General features: G+C 39.7%; 19 protein-coding genes. 6 read left to right on the forward strand and 13 right to left on the reverse strand.

Features of this window, described 5'->3' with window-relative positions:
* Nucleotides 1–87: 87 nt before the first annotated feature.
* The 3 genes from V5N63_RS05850 to V5N63_RS05860 form a co-directional block, all read right to left on the reverse strand.
* Entirely contained in the window at nucleotides 88–495 is a 408-nt protein-coding gene (locus V5N63_RS05850) for an energy transducer TonB (protein WP_265143999.1), read from the reverse strand.
* 9 nt (nucleotides 496–504) lie between these two features.
* Nucleotides 505–2,343, reverse strand: a complete 1,839-nt coding sequence (locus tag V5N63_RS05855; protein ID WP_332033200.1) for an ABC transporter ATP-binding protein — start codon at nucleotides 2,341–2,343, stop codon at nucleotides 505–507.
* A 145-nt stretch (nucleotides 2,344–2,488) separates the two neighbouring features.
* Nucleotides 2,489–2,878 carry a DUF4293 family protein gene (locus V5N63_RS05860; protein ID WP_332033201.1) on the reverse strand — a complete coding sequence of 130 codons (390 nt, stop codon included), beginning with the start codon at nucleotides 2,876–2,878 and terminating at the stop codon, nucleotides 2,489–2,491.
* A 156-nt stretch (nucleotides 2,879–3,034) separates the two neighbouring features.
* Between V5N63_RS05860 and rho the strand changes: the two genes are divergently transcribed.
* Together rho and V5N63_RS05870 are read left to right on the forward strand one after the other, a co-directional pair.
* Nucleotides 3,035–4,831: a transcription termination factor Rho gene (gene rho, locus V5N63_RS05865; protein ID WP_332033202.1), complete on the forward strand. Its 1,797-nt coding sequence runs from the start codon at nucleotides 3,035–3,037 to the stop codon at nucleotides 4,829–4,831.
* 147 nt (nucleotides 4,832–4,978) lie between these two features.
* Nucleotides 4,979–5,575, forward strand: a complete 597-nt coding sequence (locus V5N63_RS05870; protein ID WP_332033203.1) for a superoxide dismutase — start codon at nucleotides 4,979–4,981, stop codon at nucleotides 5,573–5,575.
* A 53-nt stretch (nucleotides 5,576–5,628) separates the two neighbouring features.
* Here the strand turns inward: V5N63_RS05870 and V5N63_RS05875 are convergent, their stop codons facing one another.
* Both V5N63_RS05875 and V5N63_RS05880 read right to left on the reverse strand, forming a co-directional pair.
* A complete protein-coding gene (locus tag V5N63_RS05875; protein ID WP_332022791.1) occupies nucleotides 5,629–6,039 on the reverse strand; it encodes a DUF6146 family protein in 411 nt (136 codons plus the stop codon).
* An 85-nt stretch (nucleotides 6,040–6,124) separates the two neighbouring features.
* Nucleotides 6,125–7,321 carry an endonuclease/exonuclease/phosphatase family protein gene (locus tag V5N63_RS05880; protein WP_332033204.1) on the reverse strand — a complete coding sequence of 399 codons (1,197 nt, stop codon included), beginning with the start codon at nucleotides 7,319–7,321 and terminating at the stop codon, nucleotides 6,125–6,127.
* A gap of 245 nt (nucleotides 7,322–7,566) precedes the next feature.
* Between V5N63_RS05880 and V5N63_RS05885 the strand changes: the two genes are divergently transcribed.
* Complete coding sequence (locus V5N63_RS05885) at nucleotides 7,567–10,293, forward strand: TonB-dependent receptor (RefSeq protein ID WP_332033205.1); 2,727 nt, start codon at nucleotides 7,567–7,569, stop codon at nucleotides 10,291–10,293.
* Nucleotides 10,294–10,311: 18 nt separating this feature from the next.
* Nucleotides 10,312–12,393: a DUF5689 domain-containing protein gene (locus tag V5N63_RS05890; RefSeq protein ID WP_332033206.1), complete on the forward strand. Its 2,082-nt coding sequence runs from the start codon at nucleotides 10,312–10,314 to the stop codon at nucleotides 12,391–12,393.
* Between the two features lie 450 nt (nucleotides 12,394–12,843).
* Here V5N63_RS05890 and V5N63_RS05895 read toward each other — a convergent pair whose 3' ends face one another.
* From V5N63_RS05895 to V5N63_RS05915, 5 genes are read right to left on the reverse strand one after another with little or no spacing between them, the layout of a single operon-like run.
* Nucleotides 12,844–13,314 carry a DUF6702 family protein gene (locus V5N63_RS05895; protein ID WP_088468545.1) on the reverse strand — a complete coding sequence of 157 codons (471 nt, stop codon included), beginning with the start codon at nucleotides 13,312–13,314 and terminating at the stop codon, nucleotides 12,844–12,846.
* Nucleotides 13,315–13,355: 41 nt separating this feature from the next.
* Nucleotides 13,356–14,114, reverse strand: coding sequence for a TIGR00730 family Rossman fold protein (locus tag V5N63_RS05900; protein ID WP_265144010.1), 759 nt, complete (start codon nucleotides 14,112–14,114; stop codon nucleotides 13,356–13,358).
* A 14-nt stretch (nucleotides 14,115–14,128) separates the two neighbouring features.
* Nucleotides 14,129–14,842: a nucleotidyltransferase family protein gene (locus V5N63_RS05905; RefSeq protein WP_332033207.1), complete on the reverse strand. Its 714-nt coding sequence runs from the start codon at nucleotides 14,840–14,842 to the stop codon at nucleotides 14,129–14,131.
* A 1-nt stretch (nucleotide 14,843) separates the two neighbouring features.
* A complete protein-coding gene (locus tag V5N63_RS05910; protein ID WP_442905782.1) occupies nucleotides 14,844–15,254 on the reverse strand; it encodes a RapZ C-terminal domain-containing protein in 411 nt (136 codons plus the stop codon).
* 29 nt (nucleotides 15,255–15,283) lie between these two features.
* Nucleotides 15,284–16,306 (reverse strand): phosphotransferase, encoded by a 1,023-nt coding sequence (locus V5N63_RS05915; RefSeq protein ID WP_332033208.1) that lies wholly within the window; start codon nucleotides 16,304–16,306, stop codon nucleotides 15,284–15,286.
* 51 nt (nucleotides 16,307–16,357) lie between these two features.
* Here V5N63_RS05915 and xrtF point away from each other — a divergent pair, with 51 nt between their 5' ends.
* Both xrtF and V5N63_RS05925 read left to right on the forward strand, forming a co-directional pair.
* Nucleotides 16,358–16,900, forward strand: coding sequence for an exosortase family protein XrtF (gene xrtF, locus V5N63_RS05920; protein ID WP_332033209.1), 543 nt, complete (start codon nucleotides 16,358–16,360; stop codon nucleotides 16,898–16,900).
* Entirely contained in the window at nucleotides 16,887–17,321 is a 435-nt protein-coding gene (locus V5N63_RS05925; RefSeq protein WP_332033210.1) for an exosortase F system-associated membrane protein, read from the forward strand. Before xrtF ends, V5N63_RS05925 begins: the two co-directional genes overlap by 14 nt.
* Nucleotides 17,322–17,323: 2 nt before the next feature.
* Here V5N63_RS05925 and V5N63_RS05930 read toward each other — a convergent pair whose 3' ends face one another.
* The 3 genes from V5N63_RS05930 to V5N63_RS05940 form a co-directional block, all read right to left on the reverse strand.
* Entirely contained in the window at nucleotides 17,324–18,322 is a 999-nt protein-coding gene (locus V5N63_RS05930) for a cation diffusion facilitator family transporter (protein ID WP_332033211.1), read from the reverse strand.
* 80 nt (nucleotides 18,323–18,402) lie between these two features.
* Nucleotides 18,403–19,395: an aspartate-semialdehyde dehydrogenase gene (locus V5N63_RS05935; protein ID WP_332033212.1), complete on the reverse strand. Its 993-nt coding sequence runs from the start codon at nucleotides 19,393–19,395 to the stop codon at nucleotides 18,403–18,405.
* 33 nt (nucleotides 19,396–19,428) lie between these two features.
* On the reverse strand, nucleotides 19,429–19,866 hold the full coding sequence (locus V5N63_RS05940) for a hypothetical protein (protein WP_332033214.1): 438 nt from the start codon (nucleotides 19,864–19,866) through the stop codon (nucleotides 19,429–19,431).
* Nucleotides 19,867–19,904: the final 38 nt, after the last annotated feature.

The following is a 19,904-nucleotide window of genomic DNA, read 5'->3' on the forward strand; positions in this document are numbered from 1 at the left end:
GAAGCTTTAATGAAGCTGAATTCGATTAAGAAGATGATTGGGAAGTAATTTCATCACTTATCCATAGATTTTCTTTTATGATTGGTATTACTCACAAACCAAGCTGAAAGTCTGGTGAACTCTGAATCTTATATTCACATCATTTAAAGTACCTGGAGTCCATTTTTGTCTAATTGATTTAACGACTCTTAATGCTTCCGTATTTAAACGAGAAGATTTTCCACTAGTTTTAACATCTGTAATTGAGCCATCTCTTTCTACTACAAATTCAATGGATGATACTTGTCTTTCGTTCCGTGTGCAGTCGATGTTTTCAGCAATTACACCAGCGCGAATCAAATTATTAAAAGCTTCAGGTCCACCTGGAAAACTGGGTTCTGTTGGTTGGCTATCTAAAATAGCATCTCTCTTTGGTAGTTCAATAGGTTTTATAGCTCTCTGCGCACAAGAGTATAAAGAGAAAATTATAGCAAAAAGTAAAAAGTGTTTTTTCATTATTATTTTTTACCCAAAATTCTGCAGTTCCACCAGTCTGCGGTACACATTATTATTTTCCATGAGTTCGTTGTGCGTGCCCTGCTCTACAATGCTTCCGCGTTCCATCACCACAATCCAGTCCGCTTTCTGAATGGTTGAAAGTCGGTGAGCGATAACGAGAGAAGTTCGGTTTTCCATCATTTTTTCCAAAGCATCTTGTACAAATCTTTCGCTTTCTGTGTCTAAAGCCGATGTTGCTTCGTCCAAAATCATGATTGGCGGATTTTTCAGCACTGCTCTTGCGATAGAAACCCTTTGTTTTTGTCCGCCCGAAAGTTTATTCCCGTCGTCGCCGATATTGGTATAATATTTTTCAGGAAGACCTTCAATAAACTCATGCGCATTGGCAATTTTCGCGGCGGCCATTACTTCTGCTTCGGTCGCGTTGGGTTTTCCCATAAGGATATTATTGAAAACTGAATCATTGAAAAGCACGGATTCCTGAGTTACCATTCCCAGAAGATTTCGGTAGTCATTCAGTTTTAAATCTTTAATGCTTACACCGTCAACTAAAATTTCGCCTTCAGAAACGTCATAAAAACGGGCAAGTAAATTTGCAATGGTCGTTTTCCCTGAACCTGACTGTCCCACAAGCGCCACCGTTTTACCTTTCGGAATGATGAGATTGAAATTCTTTAGAATAACATTGTCTTTATCGTAATAAAAACCAATGTTTTTAAATTCAATTTTATCTTTTAAAGTTGAAATGCCAAGTGGATTTTCGATTTCTTCCACCTTCAGATCGTAATCCAAAACTTCAGAAACCCGGTCTAAACTCGCCATTCCGCCCTGGATATTTGAAATTGCACTCGATAACTTCTTTGCAGGATCCAGAATCTGGAAAAACATCCCGATAAACACCAGGAATGTTTCCGGTTCCATCGTTTGCTCATTTAAAATCTGAACGCCCGCAAACCAGGTAATAATTAAAATAGTGACAGACCCGAGAAATTCACTCATCGGGGAAGCAAGTTCGCGGCGGCGGCTCATACCGATAGCATATTTTTTCCAGTTATCGGTGGTGGAATTAAATCTGTTCTTTAAAATTTTATCGGCGTTAAAAATTTTAATAACCTTTGATGATTTCAGGGTTTCATCAACAAGTGAAAAAAGATTTCCCAATTCTTCCTGTGCAGCAGTCGCCTGTTTTTTAAGACTTTTTCCGACCCAGGCAATCAATCCGCCCATCAAAGGGAAAACAAGCAGAGAAAAGAGCGTAAGTTTTGGAGAAAGAATAAACAGCGTGATAAGCGAGGAAATAATCATAAATGGCGCATTGATCACATCGACCAAGCTTCCCATAATTCCGCCTTCCACACCACCGATATCGTTGGAGATCCGACTCATCATGTCGCCTTTCCGCTTTTCGGTGAAAAAGGAAACCGGGAGTTTCAGGAATTTATTGTACATCGCAGTCCGCAAATCTTTGGTGATGCCTACACGGTAATTTACAAGGAGAAATGCTCCAAGATACCTGAAAATGTTTCGAAGTAAAAATGCAACCGCAGTTACGGCACATAAAACCGCCAGGACTTTTACCGTTCCGTTGGCATCAATACTTTTTTGGATGGTGTAATACGCCCAATCTTTTGCGTAGCCGAAAAAATCTACAATTCGCCCGGAGTTTACCGGCGGTTTTGTAGTATCAACCTTCTCGACCGTCCCAAACATTAAACCCAGAATCGGGAGCATCGTCGCTACCGAAAAGATATTGAGTACAGAATACATGATGTTGAAAAACATGCTTCCGAAAAGGTATTTCTGATGAGGTTTAGCGAAGGAGAGAATGCGTTGAAATGGTTTCATTCAGTGAAATTAGTGCACAAAAATACAGAAATTTGAACAGATAATGGCAGTTGAGATTTTCTGTGAATTTTTTTAATCATCAGAAATAAAAAAAACAGCTCCTGAAAAATCGGGAACTGTTTCACTCAAAAAAATCGTTGTGAGTTTAGCGGAGTCTGTCTACAGATTTCACGAGCCTGTCGTCTTTCCTGATGTAGATGTTTGCGATAAACAAACTCACCATCGAGATCAACGGGAAAAGCGGCTCAATACCTTTCTCAGGAAAATTAATTCCTCCAGATAAACTGAGTAGCCAATACGCCAATAAACCGAGCAACAAAGCGTTTATAAAAATGCTGATGTTATTCAGCAGAATTTGTCTCTTGCGGTCTTTATAACTTAAAATGCTTAAAAATCCCAAAAGGATTAAAACAACACACACCACAGAAATAAATGGAGTCGGCCCAAAAACGGAAAAATCCTGCGCCGTAACGAAGAGGAAAATTGCGCCTAAAATCGCCAGAAAAATCCAAACAGTCTGTATTCTTTGAAGCATTATAATAACTATGAGTTGCAAAAATAGCAATTATTTTTTGCATAAATAAAAAAAGTAGTGTAGATTTGCATTACAATTGATCTGATGAAGAAAGTCGCCCGACTTAACTTTCTTACTTTCACTTACTTATAAATTTACTTTTTCACATAACAATTTATGTTCAACATTGAAACGTTACGGTCAAAATCCGAACTGGAGTTGACTAAAATCACCAAGGATTTGGGCATTAAACTTGCTAAGAACAGCACAGATAATGATAAAATCTTTGCAATCCTGGATTTTCAGGCTTCCAACACGAAGATTGCAAAAGAGTATTTCAATGCCACCGAAACTCCCATGAATACGGAAGAAAAACCAGCTCCTGCACCCAAAAAACCGGCTGCCAAAAAACCAGCTGCCAAAAAGAAGATTGAGAAACCCGCAGAGGTTTCCGCCGAGATTCCTTTTGAAAATGCAGAAGCAAGCACCGAACCTGCAAAGCAAAAACCTGCAGAAAATACAGAACCTCCAGTAGCTGAAGCTACACAAGAGCCTGAGAACAGAAGTCCGCAAAAGAAAAAAAGACAGCGCGTTGCTCCGCCAAAAGAAGAAGTTGCCGCAGAGAATCCCGTAACTGAGACAGCCGCTGCACCCGAACCTGAAACTAAACTTGAAATAAAGGCTGAAGAGACCAAAAATCCGAATCCGAATCAAAATCAGAACGGAAACGGAAATAAGAATCCTAACCAGAACAGACCTCAGCACCCGAATCAGAAAAACCAAAATAAAAATCCCAACCAAAACCGTAACCAGCAGAATGCTGAAAACCAGGAAGAAAATTCAAAAAAAGAATTTAATTTCGACGGTTTGGTGACCATTGAAGGCGTTTTGGAAATCCTTCCGGATAATTACGGTTTCCTCCGTTCTTCCGATTTTTCCTATATCTCATCCCCGGATGATGTATATGTATCTACCAACCAGATCAGAAATTACGCACTGAAAACCGGAGACACCGTAAGAGGAATTGTCCGCTTACCAAAAGAAGGCGAGAAATATTTCTCATTGCTGAAACCTACTGAAGTGAACGGCCGCGATTTAGAATTCATTAAAGACCGTGTTGCTTTTGAGTTCCTTACGCCTTTGTTCCCTGAAGAAAAATTCAATTTAACAGGAAAAAATTCAACCCTTTCTACAAGAATTGTCGATTTGTTTACCCCGATAGGAAAAGGACAGCGCGCGATGATTGTTGCACAGCCCAAAACAGGGAAAACCATGTTGCTGAAAGATATCGCAAACTCCATTTCCGAAAACCATCCGGAAGCTTATATGATGATTTTGCTCATCGATGAAAGACCGGAAGAGGTGACGGATATGGAAAGAAGCGTAAATGCAGAAGTAATTGCGTCAACCTTTGATGAGCCAGCCGATAAACACGTAAAAGTAGCCAATCTGGTTCTTTCAAAAGCGCAAAGAATGGTAGAATGTGGCCATGATGTGGTGATTCTGCTTGATTCAATTACCCGTTTAGCGAGAGCTTACAATACCGTTACTCCAGCTTCAGGAAAGATTCTTTCCGGAGGGGTGGATGCCAACGCGCTTCACAAACCAAAAAGATTCTTCGGTGCGGCAAGAAATATCGAAGGCGGCGGATCTTTAACCATTATTGCAACAGCATTAATTGATACGGGATCTAAAATGGATGAAGTTATTTTCGAAGAATTCAAAGGAACGGGAAATATGGAGCTGCAACTCGATCGGAAAATCGCCAATAAACGGATTTATCCTGCGATTGATTTGGTATCTTCAAGTACGAGAAGGGACGATCTTCTTCTGGATGAAACTACGCAGCAGAGAATGTGGATCCTCAGAAAATATCTTGCGGATATGAATCCTGTAGAAGCCATGGAATTTGTAAACAAAAGCATCAAAGGAACTTTGACTAACGAAGAGTTTCTGATGAGCATGAACCGATAATGATATCGTAATATATTCTCAAATCGTTCTGAAAGGAGCGATTTTTTAATTTAATCTATGTTAAAGATTTATTAAAGTAATGTCTGTGGTTTGTACTTGCCCTACATTATGAGTAAATTTGGGTATTAACTTAAAATATTAAAAATTATGGCATTCGAATTACCACAATTGGGATATGCGTACGATGCGCTTGAACCAACCATTGATGCAAGAACGATGGAAATACACCACACCAAACATCACCAGGCATACATTGATAATTTAAACAAAGCAATTGCAGGAACAGATCTGGAAGGAAAAACCATCGAAGAAATCTGCAAAACAGGAGTAGATAAAGCAGCGGTAAGAAATAATGGCGGCGGACATTTTAACCACACGCTTTTCTGGGAAATTTTAACTCCAGGAGGAAGCAAAGAACCTGTAGGAAACGTAAAAACAGCGATTGAAGCTTACGGAGGTTTCGAAAAATTCAAAGGTGATTTTGCTGAAGCGGCAAAAACAAGATTCGGTTCCGGCTGGGCTTGGTTATGTAAGAAAGAAGACGGATCTGTGGCGGTTTGCTCTACTCCAAATCAGGACAATCCTTTAATGCCGGTTTCTGATTGCAAGGGCACACCTGTTTTGGGGCTCGATGTTTGGGAGCATGCGTATTACCTGCATTACCAAAACAGAAGACCGGATTATGTTACGGCATTTTTCGAAGTAATCAACTGGGATAAAGTGGAGGAAAAATTTAATAAGTAAGACGTTCTACAATATTAAAAAAGGGTTCAGATGTTTTCTGAGCCCTTTTTAATTTAACGGATATCTGCACCGCTCAATCCCGACATCCGTAAACCGTATTTCCACTGAACATAAGCAAAAACCTGATACAGTTTATATTCAAACTTCAATCCGTAATTTTCCTGTGGATCATAGTCGATCGAAGATTCAATCACATTTCGGTACCTGCCCGAATAGTAGTAGGAATTCCATTCGTTCACCAGAAAAGTATTTTTATTTTTCAGATAAGATTCAGAATACATGTTCATCGGTTTCGCAATTGCGTTCAGGAAATAGTCGTACTGGGTATCAATCACCTGAAGATCCCATTCGCCCTCTTCATTTTTCTGAGGCGTAATTTCGGCGTTGGTGCTGTCCTGTGTTTTATTCTGCGGTGTACAGGCAATTATGCCCAGTGCAAATATTAAATATAATAACTTTTTCATCGCTTTATTTTTATATAAAGTTATGAAAAAAATAAACCGAAGTACGGAACTTCGGTTTTTATATTTTGATGTTAGAAAAATCGGTTTAACGCTTATGCTCGCGCTGCATTACGGTAAATACCGGGAAGTGGTCACTGTATCCATTAGTGAAACGGTCGCCATCCCATGATCTTAAAGGATATCCTTTCCATTGTCCTTCGCTGTTTTTCATATAAGAAGGTGCAAAAACTTCGGTTTTAAATACGGTGTATCCTGCCGATAATTTTTCGGGAGAATAGAAGTTTTTAGAAACAATAATCTGATCAAAAAGGTTGGGTGCATCGCGGTAACCCAGGGTAGCAACACCTGCCTTATACATTTTGGTCATCAGGTTATAATAAGGAGTTTTATCGCTAAGTTGCTCCGGTTCTGCCACACTGCCTAAAACTTTTTTGATGCTTGGGCTCACAGGATCATCATTGAAGTCGCCCATTGCGATAAGTTTGATGGAAGGATCCTCTGCGATTAAACGGTCCATTTCGGTTTTTAAAACTGTTGCTGCGGCGGCACGGCGTGGGTAAGAGCGTGCTTCGCCTCCACTTCTGGACGGCCAGTGATTTACAAAAACTGCTGTTTTTTCGCCATCGAGCAAACCTTTAACGACCAAAACGCCACGGGTGTAGCTTCTGTGGCCTTCTTCGTTGAAGATTTTAATATCTTTCTCATAGTGGTCGGTTACAACGAATCTTCCTTTCTGGTAGATTAAAGCCACATCCACGCCACGGGCATCATAGGAATTGTGGTGTACAATCCCGTAATTGCTTTTCGCGAGCGCAGGCTGTCTGATAAGGTCTTCGATCACCTGGCGGTTTTCAACTTCCACAAGGCCGATGATGGCAGGGTTGTCATTGGTATATTGTCTTCCCAGTTCAGAAAGTACTTTACTTATGTTGGTCATTTTCTGGTTATACTTTTGGGTATTCCAGTTTTTAGAGCTGTTTGCGGTGAAGTCATCGGCAAGAATCTGGTTTCGCACCACTTTTTTGCCTACAAGAAGTTCGTTGCTCCATTCGCCTTTATACACTTCAGTCGTTTCCAGATATTGTAAAGAGTCCAGCGGCACACTGCGGTGGAATGCCGGATTTTTAACATCTTTTGTACCATCAATATAATCTGCCGAAGGAACAGTGTCCCAGAGGTTTTCTACATTAAAAAAAGCGATGGCTGCTCGCTGTACCTGTATTTTCTGGGCAAAAACAAAGCCCATAAAAAACAGCGTGATTGTAATAAAAAATTTTTTCATTAGAAAATACATAAAAAATTTAAGTGCGTAAAATTACTAATAATTTCGCAAGCAAGCACTTAAAACTATGAGTAATACTTTTTAACAACATTTTTTTGGAGGCTTATGAATTTAGGAATATTAATAATAATTGATACTTCTTTATAAGAATAAAGTGTTAAATATCTTTAACTTAACAAAAATTAACCCTAAATTTGTTGCCCCTTAAAAATATCTTATCATAAAGGGGATTTAAATAATTAGTTATGATTAAAAAGTTATCCTTAATCTCATTGTTTACTTTGCTTCCGGCCTCGTTTTATTTTGCGCAAACTACGGTTTATGCGTATGTAAAAGACCAGGAAGGTAAACCAGTTGAGAGCGCAGAGATTGATCTTGTACAGTCTACTGATGATGTGAAAGCCGATAAAATTGGTTATTTTCAGTTTGTTGATCTTCAGCCTGGGCAGTACCAGATTAATGTTTCGAAGCCGAATTTTGAAACAAAAGTGATTGAATTTACGGTATCTGCAAACGAAAAAAGAAGGGATTTAGGCGTAATCAGTTTATTACCTGCACCATTTGCAAATGCAGGGGTGATGGTAATTGATGATTCTGCCGCTGATAATGATGAAGGAGGCGGTTCGTCAATGCAGCCCACTGTAGGGCTTCTGAGCTCTGGCCGGGATGTTTTCCAAAGTGTTACTGCTTTCGAACTTGGAGCCTACTGGTTCCGTCCAAGAGGGGTGGAAAACCGTTTTGAAGATGTTATTTTCAACGGTGTATCGATGTCGAAAAACGATGATGGAAAAGTAGATTTCAGCAACTGGGGCGGGTTAAATGACGTTACACGTTACCCATTTGAATCTGTTGACAATATTACCCCTTCCGAATATGCTTTCGGTAACCTAGGTGGGGTGGTATATTATAATACGAGAGCATCCAGCTACAGAAAACAAACTTCGCTTGCCTATTCATTTACAAACAGAAGTTATTTTCACCGTGCAATGGCAACCTACTCAAGCGGTTTGTCTAAAAACGGTTGGGCATTCACATTCTCCGGAAGCCGAAGATGGGCTGACGAAGGTGTAATCGACGGAACTTACCAGGATTCTTACGCATATTTCGGTGCCATTGAAAAGCAGTTCAGCAGCCGCCACGCAATTAATTTAACAGCGTTTGGAGCGCCAACTTACAGAGCGAATAATTCACCAAACACTCAGGAAACTTATGACCTGATGGGGAAGAATTATAATGCGTACTGGGGATGGCAAGACGGTGAGAAAAGAAATTCAAGAATCAGAAAGGTATTCGAACCAATATTTATGCTTACTGATTATCTGAAAATAGGTAAAAACAGCAATTGGAACAACACGATTTCTTATCAGGAAGGTAGAGACGGAAGAAGCCGTTTAGACTGGTTCCACGCAGCCGATCCTAACCCTACTTACTACAGAAAATTGCCAAGCTACGGTATTTTCACAGAAGAAGAATTTAAAGCAAATGCACAGATCGATTGGATGAGCCTTTACCAGGCGAATTATCTGAACCGTTATGATATGGCGGGCAATGAACAGGGTGCGGTGTACAGTATTGTAGAAGATGTAAATAAAGACAAGACCTTCAACTTTGCTTCCCACTTTGATACTAAGCTTGATGAAAATTGGAAACTCAACATCAACTTTAATTATCAGAAAATGAAATCTGATAACTTCAGAGAGATGAAGGATCTGTTGGGAGCTTTGTATGCAAATAACCTGAACGCTTTCGGAAACGACCAGCCTTATGATTTAGATAATCCCAACGCTAAAATTCTTGTAGGAGACAGAACCCAATATTCCTACGATTTATTGAGAGATCAGTACACGTTAAACGCATCTACTGAAATCGACCTTCCGAAATGGACGGTAACTGCGTCGGTTTTCACTTCCTATGCGGATTCTCAGAGAGACGGTAAATTCAGACACCACCAATATGTCGACAGCAAAGGAAAGAGCGAAGTTTTTAACTCGATCGATGCAGGTCTTAAAGGAAGAGTGCTTTATAAATTAGACGGTAGAAACTTCATCGTGTATAATGGCGCATTCTTCAGTCTGGCACCTACTTTAAACGAAATTTTCATCAGCCCGCGTGTTACCAATATGATTACACCGAATGTTGAAAACCAGATCATTAATTCAAATGACTTAAACTATATCTTAAGAGGTCAGATTCTTAAACTTAGATTAAGCGCATACTCTACGACTATTAAAAATGCTACAGAAATTTCCAGATATTATGCGGATATTTCCAGTGAAACAGTTGATCAGGGTAACGCACTTGTAGCAGAAGTGCTCAGCGGAATTGACAAATCTTACCAAGGTTTGGAATTGGGTGCTGATGTGAAAATTACAACCACCCTGAACGCAACTGCAGTTGTAAGTTATGGTGATTATAAAATTACCAATAATCCTACAGTAACCACGTTTGATGACGATTTCGGAATCAGAGAGTGGGGTACTGCAAACATCAAAGATTATAAAATTGCCGGTACGCCACAAAAAGCTTACTCGTTTGGTCTGCGTTATAACTCCAAAAATTTCTGGTGGCTAGGAGCTACAGCGAATTACCTGCAGGACCAGTATCTTGATTTTTCTGCACTCAATAAAACCGCAGCCATGTATACCGACCCACGTACAGGAGATAATTATCCGGGAGCTACACCGGAGGCGATCGCAACAATTACTGCACAGAAGAAGTTTGAAGATCAGTTCATGCTGAACGCGAACGCAGGAAAAACTTTCGTATTCGGAGATTACAGAATGGGTGTTAGTTTAAGTGTAAACAATATCCTGAATAACAGAGATTATGTTACCGGAGGTTTCGAACAGGGCAGGGCAGTTAACTTCCCGGAAGCTCAAGCAGAAGCACAAAGAGAAAAGCCTTATTTCGGTCCAAAACTTTGGTACGACAGAGGAACTACGTTTTTTGCAAACGTTTATTTAAGATTTTAATTACTAATAAAACATCCAATGAAAAAATACAGTTCATTTTTTAAGATTTTCTTCATCACTTTTGCATCGCTCCTGCTTACGGCGTGTGTGCACGATGATAAGTACGATGATCCTGCCCTGCAGGATTACCAGTGCAGAGACCTTACGGCTACGATGACGATTGCAGAGGTGAAGGCTTTGCATACCAATATGCGTTATGTATTCCCGGAAAATTCTACTGCAGTGATGGAAGGTTATGTATCCTCTACTGATGAATCAGGCAATATTTATAAGACTATCTATATTCAGGATTCACCGGTTAATCCGACCCAGGGATTTGTAATAAGTGTAGATGCGGTAAGCACTTACACGAAGTTTCCGCAGGGATCTAAAATTTATATCGAATTAAAAGGACTTGCGCTCGGTACTTACGGAGGTTTGGTACAGTTAGGTGTTCAAGATGCTAACGCTGTGGCTCAGGGAGTGGATGCAGTATCCAGAATTCCTGAGAAATTGGTTCCTCAGAGAATTTTCCGTTCATGCTCTGTTAGAGAAGAGATCGTACCGAAAGTACTTAAGATTTCTGAAATGGCTGCAAATCAGGCATTGCTAGGAGCTTTGATTAAAGTGGAAGATGCAGAATTTACGAACAGAGTACTTTGTTCAGCTTATGCACCGGATGGTGTAACCGTAGACCGACCAATTGGCCAGGGGTGGAATACTTCTGCCAATAGCTACGCTAATACAGCAGTGGTAAGAAACAGTGGTTTTGCAGCGTTTGCAAACCAGCAGCTTCCGGCAGGGAACGGAGATTTTGTTGGTATTTTCAGCAAATTCAACACTACGTACCAAATGTATATCAACAAACAGGCTGATTTGGCTGATATGAAGACATTCCCAAGATTAGACGGAATCGCATCTAATCCTTGTGTTATTGATCCTTCCGCTTACACCGCGAAAACAGTGGCTGAAGTAAAACAGCTCTTCACTTCAGGACTTACACAAATCAACGGTAACTTCCTTCTGAAAGCGAAAGTAACAGCCAATGACGAAACCGGAAATCTTTTCAAGTATATTTATGTTGAAGATGCAACCGGAGGTATTAGAGTGAACATCAACAAGACCAACCTTTATCAGGATGCGAGATTTAAAGTAGGTAAAGAACTTTACATCAAACTGAACGGATTGTATGTCGGTAATGTGAACGGTGAATTGCAGATTGGGCAACCTTTCAACAATAACGTTGGACAGATTGCTGAGGCAGATGTTTACAAACATTTCTTTGATTCCAACATGCCTGCGACTCCGGTAACTGCTACAGAAAAGAAAATTAACCAGTTTACGCTGGCCGATGTAGGGAAATGGGTGAAAATTAAAGATGTGGAATTTGTTGATGGAGATCTAGGGCTGCCTTACGCATCTGGTGGAGTAACCAACAGAACGCTGAAAGACTGTTCCGGAAATACCATTTTATTACGGACAAGTAATTTTGCAAACTTTGCAGGAGCTGAAGTTGATGGTGGAAACGGTGATGTTTATGGAATCCTAAGTGTTTTCAACGGAACATACCAACTTTGGATTCCAAAACAGGTGCATGCTGATTTCGACAATCCAAGATGCGATGGTTCTCAGCCGCCCACTACCATTTTCTTCGAAGGTTTCCAGACAAGTCTTACCTCAAACTTTACAGCGTACGATATACTTGGGCCGCAGCAGGTATGGACCAGATCTAACCAAGGTACCGGTACAAACTATTATGCAGTGATGAATGGTGGTACTACCGCAAACGAAGACTGGTTGGTTTCAAGTGAGATTAATCTTACAGGTTTCAACGGATATAGTTTCTCGTTCGATTCAGACGGGCGTGCTAATACACCAGGTAATCCGCTGGAAGTTTATATCACCGAGAATTTCTCAGGCAATCCTTCCACTACAACCTGGACGAAAATTAATGCACCAATTGATACAGCTTTGGGCGGGTTTGCGTTCTTTAACTCCGGTAAAATTAATATCGACAGTTATGCTAACAAAAAGATTAGAATTGCGTTTAAATATACAAATACAGCAACTGCTTCCACCACTTGGGAAGTTGATAATTTAAAAGTTTCTGGTAGTAAATAATAGAATATTATACTATTATAAAGGTCGCAGAAATGCGGCCTTTATTTTTTAATGTCATGTGCTTGCCGGATAGAACTTAAATGAATTAAGCCTAAGAACCTCCCAAAAAGTTAACCTGAAAAATTTCCTTAACAAGGAGGTTGTTATTGCTTTTAAATATACGTTTGTTGCAGGCACCTCTACAACTTGGGAAGTCGATAACTTCGTAGTGAAAGGTTCTAAATAGTATATTCAAAACAGAAGAAAGGCCGCAGCGATGCAGCCTTTTTTATTATTGGGAATTAGAGTCTTATTGATGTTGTAAGAATTATCAACCTTCTCCAAGTCAGCTTGATACAAAAAAAGTAGTTGATTGTAACCTGAACTTTAAAAAATCTGGTGGTTCAAATTTCTTTACAAAAAAGCCATCTCACTTGCGAGATGGCCCTTTTTAATGCTTTAACCTAACCTTTAAAAACTGACTTCATTAACTTCTTTTCCCCTCTGGAAATTCATTGTCTTCTGGCTGCCTTTGTAGGCGATGTTTACCAGATTTATCTGTCTGGGGAAGGTACCCAACAAAATGGTGTTTTTAATCTTTAAAGTGCTGATCTCGCTTACGCCGCCGGCTTCAAAGTAAACCCAAACCGACTGACCATTAACCTGGCTTCCGGTGAAAGTAAGCGTCTTAGGACTGCCGTTAACAAACAAATCGAAATTATTGTTGACATATTTTTTTACCTCTGCTTCAAAACCTGCTGTATTGGGATTTATTTTAATTGCATCAGAAATATGCTGGGTATTCATCTTTGTTGTGAACTTCAGTGTTTTGCTTCCTTCCACATAATCTACTTTTGTCATCGAGGAGTAAAAATCTGCTGTCGCAAAACTTGTCATCACTACCAACGCAAAGATTCCGATAATATGTAAAAAATTTTTCATCTGTATTTCTTGTTTCAGTATAGTCTCAAATATAATGCCAATTAAAAGTTGACATTTACCGTGTATTTATCGTAAAATGCTTTGATGTGCGCTACCGCATCTTCCGCAGTATCAACCACCCTGTACAGGCTTAAATCTTCCTCAGAAATCATTCCGTTTTCCAGCAAGGTGTCTTTAAACCAATCCAGCAAGCCTTTCCAATAGTCAGATCCAACCAAAACAATTGGGAATCTTCCGATCTTGTTGGTCTGAATCAGCGTCATTGCTTCCAAAAGTTCATCTAAAGTACCGAAACCTCCCGGCATTACAATGAATCCCTGAGAATATTTCACAAACATCACCTTTCTCACAAAGAAATAATCGAAATCCAAACTGTAACCTTTATCGATATAAGGGTTAAAATGCTGTTCGAAAGGGAGTTCAATATTTAGTCCAATAGATTTTCCGCCGCCTTTATGGGCACCTTTATTTCCGGCTTCCATAATGCCGGGTCCGCCACCGGTAATAACGCCGAATCCAATTTCTGTAATCTTTTCTGCGATATCTACCGCAAGGTTATAGTAGGTGCTGTCAGGTTTAAGTCTTGCAGACCCGAAGATTGATACACATGGGCCAATTTTCGCGAGCCGTTCGTATCCGTCAACAAATTCGGCCATGATTTTAAAAACCATCCAGCTGTCTTTGGTAATGGTTTCGTCCCATGTTTTTTCGGAAAAAGACCGCTGAACTTTCTGATCAATTTCAAATTCGTTGCCGGCTGCAGCGCGTGTTGTTCCCTTTCCTCTTTTTATTTTGCTCATAGATTTTTTTCGTCTTATTTAAAATGTTTCTCTGCTTCCAATACAGATTCCGGTCTTCCCACATCAATTAGTTTTGCCTGATGTTCAAATCCGTGGATTTTTTCGGTGTGCATTAAATCCAGATATTCTTCCATAATAGAGAATTTTCCGGTGCGCTTTATCTTGCTGAAAATTGCAGGGTTAATACAATGTATTCCACTGAAAGCTAATGGTTTGAATCCTTTGTTGAATTCTGCCAGCCGTTGCTCACCAGTATCTATATTTACCCAGCCACGCAACACCATTTCTGGGTTGAAAAGAAGTTTTCTGGAACTTTTTCTGTCGGAAACTGCTAAAGTAGCGAAATCTTTCTTTTCCTGATGGTATTTTACAAATTCTGTAATATTTAAGTCGGTGAGAATGTCAGCATTAAGGATTAAAAAGTCTTCTTCAAAATCCAGAAATTTTCTTGCAAAAACCAAGCCGCCTCCGGTTTCCAGGAGCTGATCTTTTTCATCTGATATTTGGATATGGGCGCCAAAATTCTGGTTGTCTTTCAAAAATTCAATGATCTGATTTCCAAAATGATGCACATTGATTACAAAATCATTAATCCCATAACTTTGTAAATATTTTATATTTCGTTCCAGCAGCGATACACCGTTGACTTTTGCCAGCGCTTTCGGATGATGATCGGTAAATGGCTTCAGCCTGGTGCCTTTACCGGCTGCAAAAATAAGGGCCTTCATCTTACTTGTTATTAAGTTGCGGCTGCTCGTCGTGATGAATAGTAACGGTGGCCTGCGGATATTTTTCGCGGATAAATGCTGCGGTTTTTTCAGCGCAGTAAACGGAGCGGTGCTGCCCGCCGGTACATCCGAAATTAATCTGAAGATGCTCGAAATTGCGCTCCAGATAATTATCGATATTGATGGAAACAATTTCCTTTACCAGGCTCAGAAATTTAGGCATTTCGGTTTTGGTTTCCAGAAATTCCTGAACGCCGATGTCGCAGCCGGTTTGCGCTTTATATTCCTCAATCCTCCCGGGATTAAGAATTCCGCGGCAGTCAAAAGCGAATCCACCGCCGTTTCCGGTTTCATCTTTTGGAATTCCGCCTTTTTTGTAGGAAAAACTGTGTATATCTATCGTAAGACTCATTTTTTTATTGATTTGAACCGTTAAATTTCTTAATGGTTTTTAATTATTGATTCGATTTTATTTTTAACTGAATTTGATTTCAGCGCTGTAATTAATTTTTTGAGTTCCGGGTAGTGTTGCATCCCGTACCAGGAATTTGCTAAGTGTTCCAGATTCTCAATTCCTTTGCCAATACTGGAAATAAAATGCGGCTTTCTCTGGATAAGTCCGCGGAATCCATACGCTCCCAACACCTGCATGAAACGGATTAGCTGAATCGGTTTTACCGAATTTTTCAGTTCTTTTATTGAATTTTCATCCTTCCAAAGTGAAAAATAAGAGCTGAGCATTTCTTTTCTGAAATCATCAGGAAAATTGGCTTTTGCCTGAAAAAGAAACGAAATAACGTCGTACATCAGCGGACCTTTCATCGCCGACTGATAATCGATGAAGAAAACCTCATCACGATCATTTACCATAATGTTTCTCGCCTGAAAATCGCGAATCATCATGCCTTTCGGACCGCAGTTTGTAATTTCTGAGGTAAGGTTTTTGAATTCTTTCAGCAATGTAGATTTGTGGTATGGAATCTCGAGTACATCTGCAATAAAACTTTTGAAATAGAACAGATCGTTGGTCACCGGAAATTCATTATAACTTTCATATTCGAAAGTTTTTGAATAATCGATCTTATCTTCTGTGCTTGTTTGAAGGTGAAATAATTTTTCGAGAGTTTGTTTCACCAAAGATTTTGTTCTTTCAGTTAAACCTTCACTTTCAATAATTTCCGAGAGGGTAGTTTTGCCTAAAAAATCCTGGACATAAATTTTTCGGTCTTCAGAAATTTTAAATATTTTGGGTGTATTAAGATGAAGTGCCGTGAAAACTTCAGAAAAGTAAAAAAAACTCTCGTTTTCGGGAATATTTTCGTTTTCGGTGATGATGTATCGCTTTTCTGATGAGCTGCCCACGAAATTTTTTCTTGCCGAACCGCTCTGGGGCAATGAATAAAAATCCTGTGATTTTTCCCCAATAAATTCTTCGAAAAAGAGTTTTGCGTTGTCCATATTCATACTTTTACAAAGATAAGAAAATAGAATTTTTGAAAAGATTATATTTGCAGTATGTTCAATGATTTCAAGCCGGTTCTGAAAATCCTTTTACGCTTCGTCATCCTTTATGTGGTGATGGTTCTGGCTTATCAGTTTTATTTGAACCAGTTCAAAAATACAGGTCTTGATCCGGTTTCGGAATGGGTAGCAGAGCAAGCGGCTTTTGTACAGCAAAGTTTGGGTTATCCGTCTCATTTGGTGCCGGGAACACCGCAGCAGGAAACAAACTGGTTTTATGTGAGCGGCAGATATGTTTCGCGCATGGTCGAAGGCTGTAATGCGATTTCGGTAATGGTACTTTTTTTGGCGTTTATTTTTGCTTTTTATCAGGGTTTCAAGACTTTTGTTTTTGCCGGTTTAGGATTTATTTTCCTGCACATTATCAATGTTTTACGGATAGCAGGGTTAAATATTCTTCTGGTTGAACTGCCACAATATTCAAAAGTAGGACATGATTATCTTTTCCCGGCGATTATTTATGGCAGTGTTGTGGTGCTTTGGTTGATCTGGATTAAGTTTTTTGCGTTAAAAAATCCTGAGCATGAAGTTTCTTAGCATTTTTAGTGTAGTTCTCGGAATTTTTGGATTGATCGGAGTGCGGATGGTAGAAGATTCCCTGTTTTATGATCCATTTCTCGATTATTTTCATGCGGCAGATAAAAATGCGCCGTTCCCCGATTTCGAATGGGCAAACCTGATTTTAAATTATATTTTCAGGTTTTCGCTCAATTTACTCCTGTCGACATTGATTGTTCATTTTATATTTAAAAATAAAGAATGGACGATGCAGGCGGTTGTATTAATGCTGTTGGTTTTCGCGATCACCTTTCCCATCTATCTTTACTGCATTTATACCGGGTTTGAAGTGGGTTATCTTTTCTCCTTTTATATGCGGAGATTTGTGATTCAGCCATTAATTCTGCTGTTGATTATTCCATTATTCTATTATAGAAAGAAGCAGTTGAGAAAGGGTTGAAATTAGGTTGTAACATCATGTTTATCCACCTGCGAAATATTATTTTCGTTCCATACAATTTTCTTTACAAACGGCCGCTGACGAACCTGGCATTCGGAAAGCTGGCAGATTTCGCATGAAAAAGGTTTACAGTCATCCAGATGAAAATTAAATTCGATTGCCCTGCTGGAATTTTCTGAAATTAATTTATACGTTTCTTCCATCTCTTCATGCGCTTTTCGGAGTTCAAAATACCAGGGAAGCGTTAAATGGGCATCGATATGAAGACCGCTTCCGTGCTGCTGAATTCTGGTATTGTGAATGTCGATCCACTCGCGTTTTCTGTTTTCGTTTAAGATTTTAGCCATTTTGGAGAGCAATTCCTGATCGGCTTCATCCATGATTCCGCTCAAAGCTTTTCTAATGATTTTATAGCCAACAAACATGATATATCCCCCGAAAATAAGCGCAACAGCAGCGTCAATCCAGTAAATTTTCGTCAGATATACCAAAATTAAACTGATGACAACGCCTAAAGTGGTTAAAGTATCGCTCTGCAGGTGTTTTCCGGAGCTTTGAAGGACAAGGGAATTTTCCTGAATTCCTTTTTTTACCGAGATATAACCCATGAGATAGTTGATTACGGCGGTAACCGCAATAATGAGCATTCCCCAGTCGAGTTTTTTCGGGACATTACCGTGCAAAAGGGAATCAACAGCCTGCACAAGGATAATGACTCCCGCAAAAATAATCAGGGCGCCTTCGATTCCGGAAGTCACAAACTCCACTTTTCCGTGACCGTACGGATGATCGATGTCTTTGGGTTTTGCTGCGAGATAAAGCGAATATAGTCCCATGAATCCTGCAATGATGTTCACAATACTTTCCATGGCATCAGAAAATACGGCGTCGGAATTCGTAAGATGCCACGCAATTAATTTTGCGATAAACAGACCGATTCCGGCAATAGCTACGGTCTTCTGGAATGCGAAATTGGTTTTTGATGAATGTTGATTTTCCACAGCAGTGTTTGAGGGCTTTAATTAAAAATGTTTCAGACGTCTAAGAATAAAAAAATGCTCACCTTAAGTGAGCATTTATATTAAACCAAGTGATTTTTTAAGAGATATTCGGCAATCTGTACCGCGTTGGTGGCGGCGCCTTTGCGGAGATTGTCTGCAACAATCCACATATTAAGTGTGTTAGGTTGGGATCGGTCTCTGCGGATTCTTCCGACAAAAACCTCATCTTTTCCTTCCGAATAAAGTGGCATAGGATAAATCTTGTTCGAAACATCATCCAGAACCACAACTCCCGGAGTTTCCGAAAGGATTTTCCGTACTTCATCAAGATCGAAATCTTTTTCAAACTCAATGTTTACACTTTCTGAATGCCCTCCCTGAACAGGAACACGCACCGCAGTTGCCGATAAATTAAAACTTTCGTCACCCATAATTTTCTTGGGCTCCGTCATGAGTTTTATCTCTTCTTTCGTGTAATCATCATCCGCGAAAACATCGCACTGTGGAAGTGCATTTTTGAAAATTTCGTATGGATATACTTTAGCAACATCATTATCGCCGGTAATTTCTGCATTCAGTTGGTCAACTGCATTTTTACCTGTTCCTGTGACGGACTGATACGTTGAAACGATAACTCTTTTCAGATTATATTTCAGATTCAGAGGATGCAGAACCATCACCAACTGTATTGTTGAGCAATTAGGATTTGCAATAATTTTATCGTTTTTCGAAAGCTCAGACGCGTTGATTTCGGGAACAACCAGTTTTTTATCCTCCATCATTCTGAAAGCAGAAGAGTTGTCGATTACCGTAGTTCCTACTTCAGCGAACTTCGGTGCAAATTCCAGGGAAGTATTTCCGCCGGCAGAAAACAGCGCGATTTCTGGCTTCATATCGATGGCGGTCTGCATTGATACGATGGAGTATTCGTTCCCTTTGAAACTGATCTTTTTACCGACCGATTTTTCAGATGCAACAGGAATTAATTCTGTAACCGGAAAGTTTCGTTCTTCTAAAACCTTCAACATAACTTGGCCTACCATTCCGGTGGCGCCCACAACTGCTATTTTCATTTTTTTATCTGATGGATGAGAATTGATAATAAATTACGCCCCGAAAAGTCGGTGCCACTGAAATGCCCAAAGCATGAATGCAAGTGCAACGAATCCCATAATGACCCAACCCATTTTCAGTTTCTCGTTGGTTTTGAATTTTTTATTTAGGATGGTTAACAGGACTGCAGCCACGATCATGGCGAAAGGATGCTCAACGTACGCATTTCTTGATGCAGAATTGCTCATCAGGGTTCCGGCTTCTGAAGCTGCTTTGAAACCTGGAGAGAAGAAAAACAACATTACCAGCCCGATTAATGCCTGAAGGTGGAAAAAAATCATCGTAAACAGCGTTGATTTTCTTAAAAGTTTAGAGATTTTACCTGAGTATCCGAACATCGTCACAAGCAGTGCGACAACAAAAACAGCTGCCAGGAGCAGGATTAAATAAGCAAAACCACGGTGTGCCTGAAGCATGATGTTGAAATCCATAAATATTTTTTTATAAGTTAACTGCAAATATAAAAAAA

This window comes from Kaistella sp. (genome assembly GCF_032060305.1).
In the GTDB taxonomy this organism is placed as follows: domain Bacteria; phylum Bacteroidota; class Bacteroidia; order Flavobacteriales; family Weeksellaceae; genus Kaistella; species Kaistella yananensis.

Excerpts from the sequence above, each read along its gene's own strand:
- V5N63_RS05915 (WP_332033208.1), bottom strand. The coding sequence starts at position 16,306 with ATGAATATGGACAACGCAAAACTCTTTTTCGAAGAATTTATTGGGGAA.
- V5N63_RS05890 (WP_332033206.1), top strand. The coding sequence starts at position 10,312 with ATGAAAAAATACAGTTCATTTTTTAAGATTTTCTTCATCACTTTTGCA.
- V5N63_RS05880 (WP_332033204.1), bottom strand. The coding sequence starts at position 7,321 with ATGAAAAAATTTTTTATTACAATCACGCTGTTTTTTATGGGCTTTGTT.
- V5N63_RS05850 (WP_265143999.1), bottom strand. The coding sequence starts at position 495 with ATGAAAAAACACTTTTTACTTTTTGCTATAATTTTCTCTTTATACTCT.
- V5N63_RS05905 (WP_332033207.1), bottom strand. The coding sequence starts at position 14,842 with ATGAAGGCCCTTATTTTTGCAGCCGGTAAAGGCACCAGGCTGAAGCCA.
- V5N63_RS05895 (WP_088468545.1), bottom strand. The coding sequence starts at position 13,314 with ATGAAAAATTTTTTACATATTATCGGAATCTTTGCGTTGGTAGTGATG.
- V5N63_RS05855 (WP_332033200.1), bottom strand. The coding sequence starts at position 2,343 with ATGAAACCATTTCAACGCATTCTCTCCTTCGCTAAACCTCATCAGAAA.
- V5N63_RS05935 (WP_332033212.1), bottom strand. The coding sequence starts at position 19,395 with ATGAAAATAGCAGTTGTGGGCGCCACCGGAATGGTAGGCCAAGTTATG.
- V5N63_RS05860 (WP_332033201.1), bottom strand. The coding sequence starts at position 2,878 with ATGCTTCAAAGAATACAGACTGTTTGGATTTTTCTGGCGATTTTAGGC.
- V5N63_RS05875 (WP_332022791.1), bottom strand. The coding sequence starts at position 6,039 with ATGAAAAAGTTATTATATTTAATATTTGCACTGGGCATAATTGCCTGT.
- V5N63_RS05870 (WP_332033203.1), top strand. The coding sequence starts at position 4,979 with ATGGCATTCGAATTACCACAATTGGGATATGCGTACGATGCGCTTGAA.
- rho (WP_332033202.1), top strand. The coding sequence starts at position 3,035 with ATGTTCAACATTGAAACGTTACGGTCAAAATCCGAACTGGAGTTGACT.
- V5N63_RS05910 (WP_442905782.1), bottom strand. The coding sequence starts at position 15,254 with ATGAGTCTTACGATAGATATACACAGTTTTTCCTACAAAAAAGGCGGA.
- V5N63_RS05925 (WP_332033210.1), top strand. The coding sequence starts at position 16,887 with ATGAAGTTTCTTAGCATTTTTAGTGTAGTTCTCGGAATTTTTGGATTG.
- V5N63_RS05940 (WP_332033214.1), bottom strand. The coding sequence starts at position 19,866 with ATGGATTTCAACATCATGCTTCAGGCACACCGTGGTTTTGCTTATTTA.
- xrtF (WP_332033209.1), top strand. The coding sequence starts at position 16,358 with ATGTTCAATGATTTCAAGCCGGTTCTGAAAATCCTTTTACGCTTCGTC.
- V5N63_RS05885 (WP_332033205.1), top strand. The coding sequence starts at position 7,567 with ATGATTAAAAAGTTATCCTTAATCTCATTGTTTACTTTGCTTCCGGCC.
- V5N63_RS05900 (WP_265144010.1), bottom strand. The coding sequence starts at position 14,114 with ATGAGCAAAATAAAAAGAGGAAAGGGAACAACACGCGCTGCAGCCGGC.